Here is an 11882-nt window from a genome sequence, read left to right as displayed (position 1 = left end):
CCTGGTGTTTGTTTCTAAGAATCGTCCTGGAGACAATCACCAAATCGTTGTCTGCTACAAGATCGGACAGGCGCGCCTGTTCGCCTTGATGCAGACACCTGATTTATGATTGTCTCCGGACTTACTTCTGTTTGCTATCTGGGGGTATATATAAGATTAACCCCAGTTGTAGATAATGAGATAACCCAGTACCGACAATTGTTACATTACCATTTCCAGATCTTCATCTTCACAGTCACGGTCTTGACGGTCCATGAGCGCATTGAGGATCAGTTCAGCCAGTCGGATGGCACCTTTGTAACCAACGATCGGCATGTAAGAGTGAACATAACGGTCGATGATCGGGAAACCAACCCGAACCAGCGGGATGTCTTCGGCCCGGGCGACTTGCTTGCCATGGGTACCGCCGATTAATAGGTCAACGGGATCATTTTTAATCCATTGGTGCAGTTCAAACAGGTCACCGGCTTGCTTGGCAGTACAGCCTTCAACGCCGAATTTTTCCAGTAAAGCGTACGCTTTTCGATCAAACGCAGCGCCGGGGGTACCGGTTACCATGTACTTGGGGATCATGCCCATTTCCAGAACGATCTGAGCCATCCCCAAAACAGTGTCCGGATCGCCGAAAATAGCCACGGTTTTGTTGTGGGTGTATTGATGAGAATCCAAGAGGATATCCATTAACTGGCCCCGTTCTTCTTCAATTTCATAAGGCACTTCATTTTTAGAGAACTGGTTCAAAGCCATAATGAAGGCATCGGTATTTTCGACACCAATTGGCAGTGGCAGGGTTTTGTAAGGCACCTTGCATTTTTTCTCCAGGGTGTCAGCGGCAAATTCAGAGGTCAGTTCGCCTAAGCCCAGACTCATTTCACAGTTGCCCAGATCCCGGATATCAGCAATAGTGGTGCCGCCTTTGGGATACATGGTGTAATTGCCGGTCATTGGGGCATCTAAAACGCCGCTGGTATCGGGCAGCATAATGAACTCGGTACCCATCAGCTTCATCAGCCGTTTCATTTCCCGCATGTCGCCAGGGTTGACAAAGCCGGGGAAGAGGGCCAGTTTGCCATTTTTTTCGCCAGTTGATTCAGATAGATATTTAATAAATCCGGAGATCATGTTATAATAACCGGTAATATGTGAACCAACATAGCTTGGCGTATTGGTGTGAACGACCAATTTGCCTTCAGGTACTTTGGCATCCTGGATGTAACCACTCAGGTCATCACCGATGGTTTCACTCAGACAAGTGGTATGCACTGCAATGATCTCAGGGTCGTAAATATCAAAAATGTTTTTAATCGCCGTTTTTAAGTTGGAGCCACCGCCGAATACGGATGCTCCTTCAGTAAATGAACTGGAAGATGCAATAGCTGGATCTTTAAAGTGTCGGGTTAAAAACATCCGATGAAATGAACAGCATCCCTGAGAGCCATGGCTGTGGGGCATACATTGGTGGACGCCCAGGGCTGCGTACATCGCACCGACTGGTTGACATGTTTTTATCGGATTGATTCGTAGGGTGGATCGGTCCGATAATTTTTTTGGGGTTAATTCTAACATTATTCCATACCTCCTAAGCTGCCAACTAACGTGGGTTCACTTTTCCATGGGGCTTGAACCATATTCCAAACCGGGGTATAAGTGGCCATTGTAATGTCTTTGGCGAAATTGAGTGCTCCTCTGAATCCAGCGTAGGGACCGCTGTAATCATAGGAATGTAGTTGTCGTGAGGGAACTCCTGATTTTTGAATAATAAATTTGTCTTTAATTCCCGAGAAGAAAATATCAGGTTTTAATAGTTTTAAAAATTCTTCTGTTTCAAAATGGTTAAAGTCATCGGTAATGATGGCACCTTCGGAAATATCAGACCATAAGCCATCATATTTTTCCAGCGGAACACCGGCGGCTTTCAAAGCTTCAAGTTTTTCGGGCGTATGGAAGGTTTTGTAATTTGCTTCGTCTTTAGTGACCGTAATACTTTCAATGTTTTTGGAATCGGCATCCATTTTAATCGTCGGAATCACATCACGACCTTCGTAGTCGTCACGATGTCCAAACTCGTAACCAGCCAGGATAACTTCCACTCCCAACGATTTTAACAGATTGATATAGTGGTGGGTTCGTGATCCGCCAACGTAAACAGCGGCTTTTTTACCATCCAGTTTTGATTTATAATAAGACATTGCTTCGGAAATTTCATCGAGTTCTTCAGCAATAACTGCTTCGGTACGAGCCAGTAATTCGGGATCATCAAAATACAGAGCAATATCCATTAAAGACTTTTTAATCCCATCGACACCGATGAAATTAACCTTGATCCAGTCCATGCCGTATTTGGTTTTCATCATTTCGGCAATATAGTTGATTGAACGATGGCATTGAACCAGGTTCAGATCGGCGGTATGGGCATTTTTAAGATGATCATAGCTGCCGTCACCAGTCATGACAGAGACCACGTTGTAACCGATGCGCTTTAAGATCCGCTCAACTTCCCAGCCGTCACCACCGATGTTGTATTCACCTAAAAGGTTAACCGAGTATTTCTGAGGTTCGGCATCACCGGTACCGATAATGTATTTCATCAAACCGTTGTTGGCAATATGGTGACCGCCGGATTGGCTGACGCCCTTATACCCTTCACAACTGAAGGCTAAAACCTTGATGCCGTACAGTTTTTCAGATTCTGCAGCCACCGCATGGATGTCATCACCAATTAATCCAACCGGACAGGTGGAGCTGATCATGATACATTCCGGGTTGAAAATTTCAACCGCTTCTTTGATGGCCTGGCGTAATTTTTTTTCACCGCCGAAGACGATGTCGGTTTCCTGCATGTCAGTGGAAAAACTGTATTGAGTAAAGTCTTTGGTGTTTTCATCACCCTTGGCTTTGTTTCGTCTTGTTCCCCAGGTGTAGTAGGCACAACCGATGGGGCCGTGAACGATGTTGACAACATCTTTTAATGGGCCGATAACAACCCCTTTACATCCAGCGTAGCAGCAGCCACGATTGGTCATAATCCCGGGAATCGCTCGGGTATCGGCAGCGATGACTTGCGGTTCACCGCTTTCAATTTCTATGACATGTTCTTTTCGGTTTTTATATATTTTAGAGCTGTATTTATCGAGTACTTTATCTCTAGAATCCATTCAAATCACCTCTTTCTAAAATGCATCCGCATTTTTTTCGCCACTTCGTACCCGAATGGACTCTTCAATTGGGATGACAAAAATTTTACCATCACCGGGGTTCCCGGTTTGATTGTTGTCAATAATAATGGAAACAACCTTGCTGACATCCTCGTCTTCACAAATCACGGTGAAAAATCGTTTCGGAATTAAACGGGAGGATTCGGTTAATGCTTCACCCATGGATGAGACGGGCATCTCACCAGCGTCAACAATATCCTGAATGATCGATAAATCAATACTTTTCTTGCCACGACCAAGCACCTTTAAACAGGTAAAAGCAGGATAGCCTTCGTTGACAAGGGCTTCTTTGGTCTGGTTTACTTTATTTTGCCTGATAATCGCCATAACTTCTTTCATATCAATTCCTCCTTTTACAGGCCGGCTGTTCCAGTACTGATTGTATACGCTTCTTCTACGGGAGAAATGAAAATACGACCATCTCCAAAAGTACCTTCCTTGCCAGTTTTTGCATATTTCATAATTATTTTTACAACATCATCTTTGTCTTCGTCTTTGACAATACAAAGCAGCATGACTTTGGGGATTTCATCATAATAAACGTCCCCAACTTTAATACCTTTTTGTTTTCCTCGTCCATATACATCCAGTTTTGTTACAGCTGAGAATCCAGCGGACAACATTTCGGATAAAACAACGCCTGTTTTTTCAGGTCTGATAATTGCGCGTACCATTAACATATGTAAAACCTTCCTTTCGCTCTTAAAGCATTAATCTTAATGTACCGACTAAATGTCCATCAAGCCGTGTTCCATCAACAGTTCTTCCAAACGATCCTGATGCATTGGGGTAGGCACTACAAACATTTCATTACTGTCGACAGCAGCAGCCAAATTACGGTATTCCTGAGCCTGGTTGGCAGTGTCATCAAATTCCAGAACGGTTTTTTTATTGATTTCGGCCCGTTGAACCATGTTATCACGGGGTACAAAGTAGATCATCTGGCTGCCCAGCTCTTTTGCAAAGGCATCAACCAGTTCTTTTTCGCCATCAACATTACGACTGTTACAGATGATCCCACCAAGTCGAACGCCGCCACTTGAAGCATATTTCTGAACCCCTTTTGCGATATTGTTGGCAGCATATAAGGCCATCATTTCACCCGATGCGACGATGTAGATTTCCTGCGCTTTACCTTCACGGATCGGCATGGCAAAACCACCACAGACAACGTCACCTAATACATCGTAGAAGACATAATCCAGATCGTCGGTGTAGGCACCGAGTTGTTCCAGCATCCCGATGGAAGTAATAATTCCCCGGCCAGCACAGCCAACACCGGGTTCCGGTCCACCTGATTCCACACATTGAATGCCCCGGAATCCTGGTTTTAAGATCGCTTCCAGTTCGATTTCTTCGCCTTCTTCACGAAGGGTATCCAAAACGGTTTTTTGTGCCAGACCACCAAGCAACAACCGGGTTGAATCCGCCTTTGGATCACATCCGACTACCATAATGTTTTTGTCCATTAAGCCAAGTCCGGCTGTCAGGTTCTGGGTTGTGGTTGATTTACCAATACCACCTTTTCCATAAATAGCGATTTGTCTCATAATCTGTTCCTCCTGAGTGTGAAAAATTTAAGATCCAATGCAAGTTTTTGAGCAAAAATAAAAGAAGTCCTGGCCTTTCACAACAGTGTAAATGGTAAGACTTCCTTGTCTAAAAAACTTATTTTGTTTTGCATAAACGAAAAGGTCTTAATCGGCCGCCCTGATTGAGCACCAAATTAAGACCTCTTTGTCTAAATAGGGATAGATGTGAGGGTAACAAAAAGGTCTCAGCACTTACCCAATTGTAAGGAGCTGAGACCACATTGTCTTTGTCAAATCCGTATTGCATTGTTTTCTATGGGCTTATTATCCATGGAATTAAGGGATAAGTCAAGCTGCTTCGCTTGTAAACCCTTTTCAAAGTGAAATGGGTTTAAGAATTGGCTGGCAGTGCGAGTGTTTTTTTTGAGCCCAAACCGGGATTGTACTTTAGTTTGTTGATGCGTTTAATAACTGTCAGATAGGATGAAATCATTTTCACGGGTTGCTAATGTATTTTGAATCAATTGACAAATTCTTGCTTAAATAAAACTTAAGAGATCCTTAAATATCACCCAAACGATCAGCCACAGCTGGAGCAGGAAGAACAGTCGCCGCAGGATTTTTTCATTGGATCATGAACCAGTATGGACCGGACGGTGGCGGTTTTTAAATCAACTGTTACAATATTATCCTGAATGATTTCCATTTTGCCATCACTAAAAACAATGGTCATCGGTTCGGGAACAAGTACCTCCGGATCCAGAGTACCCGGTTTCATCAGCGGCTGGACGAACTGCTTGCCTTCCGGGGCGGTGATCATCAAACCGTTGTTGCCGGTAATCAGGGAGCGGACCTTCCCGGCGGGGGAATAGTTCACTGAATTTTCGTCGCAATTAATGCCATGAGCGTTGCTGTCATAGGCGATCACAATCCCGATCGGGGTGACAATGGGTTCGGGCAGGGCGGGTTCAAAACTTTTCAGTATGCCGTTTTCATATAAGGAGAAACCGTAGCGCACCTTCACCAGCCCATCGGGACTATTGATTTCGATGGTTTCCTGAGGCCACATGGTCAGACTCTTCAGTGCCCCGCTTTCATAAAAGCAGAGGCTCACGACCTTGGCGGAAAAGGCTCCCACCGCCAGATCAAAGGCCATTGGTTTGGCCAGGGTATATTCGTCATGCTCGGTCCAGTAGCCGTTAATCCGACCGTTTAAGGGGAACAAACGGTGGATCCGGCCATTTTCATAAAAGCTGATTCGTTCGGCGGACAGGTTTCCCAGAGAGGTGATCACCTCAGTCGCATTTTCCAGATCGATACTTTTAATCTGGCCGCTTTTAAAAAATTCCAGGGCCAGCCCCTCCCGATTTCTCAGGTTGGCCGGACCATAGTGGGGAATCAGCATCCCGACTGGGGTATTGATGGTATTGGGTTCGTCGAAGGCACAGCCTTTGGGTGAGCCGTCGGTATAGGTTTCTAAATAGGTGACCCCGGCGAGGGGGCCATAGTTTTCAGTTTGGCAGGTTGGCATAATAAGCTCCTTCTATTCACAGACGACATGGGTAATCACCACATGCGTAGCGGAATTGTTTTTATTTTCGACCCGGTATTGCATCTGCATTGCCGGTAACTGGTGTTCAAACCATGGCGGGATATGATCACAAACCAGCTTAAGGGCATAAAATGGCGTTTCTTTTAAAAACGGCAACAGCGCTGCTTTTGAACTGAGCTCCGGGTGTTTTCTCTGTACCTCGGTTAAATCAAAATGGTAATATCCGGGGATCTCGGTTTCTACCGGTGTCCGGGATAATAAAATAGCATCGGCCTGTGCGTCCTCATTCTGGCTGATGAGATCGGCCTGGATGGCGTCCAAAAGTTCGGGATCAAAATCTTCAGATTCACAGATAACAAAGCCGGAACGGTCAAAAATCTGATAGGGGACGCCGCTGATTGATTTGGCAATAATAATCCGGCAGTCATTGAAGGCACCCAGCATCTGGCTGATGTTTTCCCGGATCGAAGCCAAACCACCCGATAGATCACATGAAAAAGGAATCCGCTCGGATGGACTCCAGTGGGCTGCTTCTTTGGAAAAGAAGACAAAATTCGACATCTCATCAAAGCGGGCCAGTTGGCCGTTGTCATCACAAAAGACCGCCATCAGGTTTAAATTTTCTTTCATTTGTTTACCTCTTACGATTAAATCTTATAATACGAAATCCAGTGTAAATTAGTTGTAGTATAGCACAGAAATAAAAAAGCGAAACGCAATTAACACGAAATCCGGTGAAAAACGATTGCAGAAATTTGGGACTTAAGTAAAGTTTGATTTTTTAGTAAACGGTAAAAAGCAGAAAGAAAAACACCCCTTGTGCAGTCAAAGGGTGTTGGTTAGGGAATAGACTAGTTTAGATCATCATCGCTGAACTGGTTTTCCAGTTTTTTCTGGCGTTTTTTTACCAGGGTGCCGGTAATAAACAGGGCGACAAAGATCAGGGCAAACAACATCGCAAAGATAAAGGCCGTCAGAGCGCCCAGGGCCAGCAAATTGTCTTTTAAATAAGCGTGATTTAGATACATCGTAATGGCATAAATGACGGCAAAAGAACCGGAGCCGATCAGGCTGTAGATCAGGTAGTTTTTGGTGGTGGGTTTACTGTAGAAATCCCATTGACCCTTTTTATAACAGCCGACCATGACCCCGCCACAGCAGATCATAAAGATGGCCCACTCAAATCCCCATTGGCTAAAAGGGGCATTGAGAAACATCGACTGGACGATAATACTGCCAAGCAACAGCCAGAAAACAATCCAGAAACAAACATGTTCGATTTTATACAATTCCAGTTCCTGACGCTCATCAACTACTTTTTTAAATTTTTTCATTGTCGTTTTCCTCCCAGAATAAATCGTTCAACGTTTTTCCCAGCGCTTTACAGATGGCGATGCATAATTGTAAAGAGGGGTTGAATTTACCGGTTTCAATCATACCGATGGTTTGGCGGGTGACGCCAACCCGTGTGGCCAGTTCTGCCTGGGAGATATCTTTTTCAACCCGGGCTACCTTCAATTTTATATTTTTCATCTAATCACTCCTGACATGATTTATAGTATACTATAAAAAACAAAAAGTCAAATATATATTGCATTATGTCGTATAAAAAAAGCAGACTGTGATTGTCTGCTGGTTGTGAAAAGGGCCTTTTGAGGCTGGTACGCAGCAATCAATTTTTAATTGCGGTACAAGGAACCTAATCAAAAAATGACAACTGCTGGCTACCGTGCTCCAGTTTATAATGGCCGACAATGTCCTCCATTTTGTAGAGTAGCCCATAATGCTGGCATTCCCTGGTAAAGATCGTCCAGAGACTTTTGGCCTGAGGGCTGGCGCAGCTGTAGGCATTGCCAAAACGGCGGAGGTACTCTTTTTTGATGCCGGGAAAATGGGCATCCAGCTGATCGTAATAATAAAGGCGTTGGGAATCCCGCAGAGTCACCCCGAAGGCAGGATAAATAAACCGGGCGCCCTGCTCGGCTGCAGCAGTCACAATGGCCTTAATATTTGCCGGGGTATCATTGATAAAGGGGAGAATCGGCATTAGCAGGACTCCGGCAAAGATGCCACTGTCCGACAATTCTTTATCTGCCGCAAAGCGGGCACTGCTGGGGGCTACGTGGGGTTCGATGAGTTTAGCCAGCGGGTCATCAGCACAGGTAATGGTGATTTTGACCAGCACCGGTGATCGCTTCTGAATCGCGGCAAGCAGATCTTTATCCCGGGTAACAAGGGGGCTTTTGGTGGCGATGGCCACCCCATAACCATAGCGTTTAAACAGCTCCAGGGCCTGACGGGTGAGCTGATGTTTCTTTTCCATGGGATTATAGGGGTCGCTCATGGCGCCGGTACCTACCACGCCCTTTAAAGTTTTGCGGCGCAGGTTATCCTCCAGAATGGTCAGGGCTTTTTCTTTGGCCCGAACCTGGTCGAAGGCGTTGATCCCATAGCAGTCGCTGCGGCTGTCGCAGTAAATACAGCCATGGGAGCAGCCCCGGTAGATATTCATGTTATAGTCGGTGCCGAACCAGAAATTATTTTTGGTTCGGGTCAGCATATTTTTAGCCGGGATGGTTTCCATAAGCGACCTTTCGTTAGTGCGTTATTAGCGGACAATCAAACCCATTAGCTTAGCCAATTCGGCGGCCTGGAAGGTGGTGACAACAGCCCCGCTTAATGCTTCGATAGAGACGATCAGGCCGTCAATCTGGCAGCTGGTGAAGTCCAGTCCTTTCAGCGGCGTTTTAAAAAAACTGGTTTGGCTGAAATTGACATCATCCAGTTTGATCTGAGTGAGTTTGCACTCGGAAATGGTGGCTTCGCTAAAATCACATTGGGAAATTTCCAGGGCCTTGAGTTTGGCCTTGCTAAAATTGGCATATTGAAAACTGGAGTCCGTGGCCAGAAAATTTTCCAGCTGAGCTTGAAAAAAATCAGCACCCACCAGTTTACAGGCAAAAAACTCACAGCGATTGAAATAACCCTCGGCAAAACTGCTGTTGGACAGGCTGCAGGACTTAAAACGCAGATCCCGGCCGTCGATTTTTTCAAAATTGCAGTCCGAAAAGTCACAGTTTTCAAAAAGTGATTCCCGAAATGAGAGCTGGGAAAAATCCTCATTATTAAATGTTAAATCTTTAAAATGCTGGCCTTCAATATCCTCTTCTTCATCCCGGGCCCAGGCCAGCAGGGAGAAAAAATCCTCGGTGAACTCCAGAACAGGAGGAATGTTTGGTGTTGATCGTTTCATAAAGCCTCCGGTAGTATAGTATATTATGATCAGTTTAACACGATTTTTAAAACTGCACAATTAAATGGGCTTCAGATATTTGCAATTTTCAGCGATAAAGCTTATAATTTTTTAAGAGTCATTGTGATTATACAAAAAAACAGGAGTAAAAATGAAAACATCTCAGCGTATCCAAAAAATGGGAGAACCTGCCCTTTTAAAATATTATCCACTGGTTAGTGAGGCCCAGAAAAAGGGCAAGAAAGTTTATTTTTTAAACATCGGTCAGCCGGATATCAAAACCCCGGCCGGTTTTTTAGACAGTGTTAACTGTATTGATCAGGAAGTCTTATCCTACCAGGCTCCGGAGGGGATCATCGAGCTTCGGCAAGCAGCTTGCGATTATTACCGGCGGCTGGGTCTTCATTACGATGTTGGGGATCTTTTTGTCACCAACGGCGGCAGCGAAGCCTTGCTGTTTACCTTTATCGGAATCTGCAATGCCGGGGATGAAATCCTCACCGCCGAACCGCTCTATAGCATTTATAAGGAAATGGCGGCGGCCACCGATGTTAATCTGGTTGGTTTTAAAACCTACGCTGAAGACGGCTTTGCCCTGCCAGCGGCTGCGGTGATTGAAGCAGCCATTACACCCCGAACCAAGGCGCTGTTGATGACCAATCCCGGGAATCCCACCGGTAAGGTTTTTTCCCGGGAAGAAATTGAGGTGATGGTGAAACTGGCCATCAAACACAATCTCTATCTGATTTCTGATGAGGTTTACCGGGAGTTTGTCTATGACAGTCAGGACTATCTGAGTCCGGCCCAGTATGACGAACTGGCCCAGCATTTTATTCTGATTGACAGTATTTCCAAACGCTACAGCGCCTGTGGGGCCCGGATCGGTTTTATTGTCTCCAAAAATAAAACCCTGATGAATCAGCTTAAAAAATTGGTTCAGATGCGGCTGTCGGTTTCGACAATCGATCAGATTGGAGCGGTTTCGTTGCTGAAGCTGGATGGGGATTTTTTTGATGGGGTTTTAAAGGAATATACCTGTCGCCGGGAGATTGTTTACGCTGCTCTTCAGGAAATTCCTGGGGTTATCTGCAAAGAACCCCGGGGGGCTTTTTACTTTATGGCCAAGTTGCCAATCAAAGAAGCCAGTCATTTTATCGAGTGGCTGATCACTGATTTTGATTATCAGGGTGAAACAGTGCTGTTATCCCCGGCCAATGATTTTTATTTAAACCCCCAGGACGGTGCTGATGAGGTTCGGATTGCCTATGTGCTTAATGGCGAGGATATGAAAAAGAGTATGGAAGTATTAAAGCATGGTCTGTCTACGTATGAAAAAGCTTTTCCAGAGCAGTGTAAATAAAAAAACAAGAGGAGAATAAATTGAAAATCAAGTCAGTACAGAAGGGGCAAAATTATCTGGGCTTTCTCTTTATAAAGTCGCAGATGACCAAAACCGCTACCAATGGCAGTCGCTATTTTAATATGGTCTTGAATGATGCCGATTTTGACGAAATCGATGGGAAGAAATGGGACGTAAAACCAGAGGAAGAGGAAATCTTCACCAATGGCAAACTGGTAAAAATAAAGGGCAAGGTTCAGGAATTCAACAACCGGCTACAGCTGATCGTCGAAAAAATGCGATTGGTCGATGAATCAGATGAGGTAAGTATCAATGATTTTATTGAAACCGTACCGGTGGATATTGATGAAATGCTGGGTTATATCAATGATACCATTGATGATTTTACCAATGCTGACATTGCTGCCATCACCAGTAAAATCTTTAGTGATCAAACCGAGATTCTGAGCTATTTTCCAGCCGCCAAAAAGCATCATCATGCCATAAAGGGCGGACTGCTTTATCATATTTATTCGATGCTCCGTATCGGCAAGAGTCTGGCGGGAATTTATCCCTTGATCAACCGGGATCTGCTGTATGCTGGCATCATCCTCCACGATATCGGAAAAATCAATGAGATGGTTTCGGATGAAAACGGATCGGTATCCGATTATACCCCTGAGGGCAAACTGCTGGGGCACATCACCCAGGAAATTGTCGAACTGGAGCTGGTCGGTCAGTCTCTGGGCGCCGATCCGGAGGTTCTGATGATGCTTAAACACATGATTCTTTCCCATCATTACCAGCCGGAATTTGGCAGTCCCAAACGGCCAATGTTTCCGGAAGCAGAACTCCTCCATCACATTGACATGATCGATGCCCGGATGTATACCATGGAACAGGCCCTCAACCGGGTGGAGCCGGGAAGCTTCACTGAAGCCAATTGGAGCCTTGACGGAATCAGTCTGTATCGCCGTAGTTTTTTATAGGA

At 45.1% G+C, this 11882-nt stretch carries 13 protein-coding genes; 2 read left to right on the top strand and 11 right to left on the bottom strand.

The window, feature by feature from the left end; translation table 11 throughout:
• Window positions 1-201: 201 nt before the first annotated feature.
• From nifK to CHL1_RS14795, 11 genes are all read right to left on the bottom strand, one after another.
• Window positions 202-1566, bottom strand: coding sequence for a nitrogenase molybdenum-iron protein subunit beta (gene nifK, locus CHL1_RS14845; protein WP_250933684.1), 1365 nt, complete (start codon window positions 1564-1566; stop codon window positions 202-204).
• Window positions 1566-3155, bottom strand: a complete 1590-nt coding sequence (gene nifD, locus CHL1_RS14840) for a nitrogenase molybdenum-iron protein alpha chain (protein ID WP_070370207.1) — start codon at window positions 3153-3155, stop codon at window positions 1566-1568. The genes nifK and nifD overlap by 1 nt, the downstream gene beginning before the upstream one ends.
• A 15-nt stretch (window positions 3156-3170) precedes the next feature.
• Entirely contained in the window at window positions 3171-3554 is a 384-nt protein-coding gene (locus CHL1_RS14835; protein ID WP_070370206.1) for a P-II family nitrogen regulator, read from the bottom strand.
• A gap of 14 nt (window positions 3555-3568) precedes the next feature.
• Window positions 3569-3895, bottom strand: a complete 327-nt coding sequence (locus CHL1_RS14830) for a P-II family nitrogen regulator (protein WP_148638407.1) — start codon at window positions 3893-3895, stop codon at window positions 3569-3571.
• Window positions 3896-3943: 48 nt separating this feature from the next.
• Window positions 3944-4765, bottom strand: a complete 822-nt coding sequence (gene nifH / locus CHL1_RS14825) for a nitrogenase iron protein (RefSeq protein WP_070370204.1) — start codon at window positions 4763-4765, stop codon at window positions 3944-3946.
• Window positions 4766-5327: 562 nt separating this feature from the next.
• On the bottom strand, window positions 5328-6278 hold the full coding sequence (locus CHL1_RS14820) for a toxin-antitoxin system YwqK family antitoxin (protein ID WP_070370203.1): 951 nt from the start codon (window positions 6276-6278) through the stop codon (window positions 5328-5330).
• A 12-nt stretch (window positions 6279-6290) separates the two neighbouring features.
• Entirely contained in the window at window positions 6291-6929 is a 639-nt protein-coding gene (locus tag CHL1_RS14815) for a Fe-only nitrogenase accessory AnfO family protein (protein WP_070370202.1), read from the bottom strand.
• Between the two features lie 221 nt (window positions 6930-7150).
• Window positions 7151-7633: a DUF6773 family protein gene (locus tag CHL1_RS14810; protein ID WP_070370201.1), complete on the bottom strand. Its 483-nt coding sequence runs from the start codon at window positions 7631-7633 to the stop codon at window positions 7151-7153.
• Complete coding sequence (locus CHL1_RS14805; RefSeq protein ID WP_070370200.1) at window positions 7620-7832, bottom strand: helix-turn-helix transcriptional regulator; 213 nt, start codon at window positions 7830-7832, stop codon at window positions 7620-7622. Before CHL1_RS14805 ends, CHL1_RS14810 begins: the two co-directional genes overlap by 14 nt.
• 166 nt (window positions 7833-7998) lie before the next feature.
• On the bottom strand, window positions 7999-8883 hold the full coding sequence (locus tag CHL1_RS14800) for an SPL family radical SAM protein (RefSeq protein WP_250933682.1): 885 nt from the start codon (window positions 8881-8883) through the stop codon (window positions 7999-8001).
• A gap of 24 nt (window positions 8884-8907) precedes the next feature.
• Complete coding sequence (locus CHL1_RS14795) at window positions 8908-9552, bottom strand: pentapeptide repeat-containing protein (RefSeq protein ID WP_250933679.1); 645 nt, start codon at window positions 9550-9552, stop codon at window positions 8908-8910.
• A gap of 151 nt (window positions 9553-9703) precedes the next feature.
• On the opposite strand from CHL1_RS14795, the gene CHL1_RS14790 reads away from it, so the two are divergent.
• Window positions 9704-10912, top strand: a complete 1209-nt coding sequence (locus CHL1_RS14790; protein WP_070370197.1) for a pyridoxal phosphate-dependent aminotransferase — start codon at window positions 9704-9706, stop codon at window positions 10910-10912.
• Between the two features lie 20 nt (window positions 10913-10932).
• Complete coding sequence (locus tag CHL1_RS14785; protein ID WP_084633490.1) at window positions 10933-11880, top strand: 3'-5' exoribonuclease YhaM family protein; 948 nt, start codon at window positions 10933-10935, stop codon at window positions 11878-11880.
• Window positions 11881-11882 lie beyond the last annotated feature (2 nt).

This window comes from Acetobacterium wieringae, from assembly GCF_023700225.1.
Taxonomy (GTDB): domain Bacteria; phylum Bacillota; class Clostridia; order Eubacteriales; family Eubacteriaceae; genus Acetobacterium; species Acetobacterium wieringae.
This window is presented reverse-complemented; position numbering and strand designations above follow the sequence as displayed.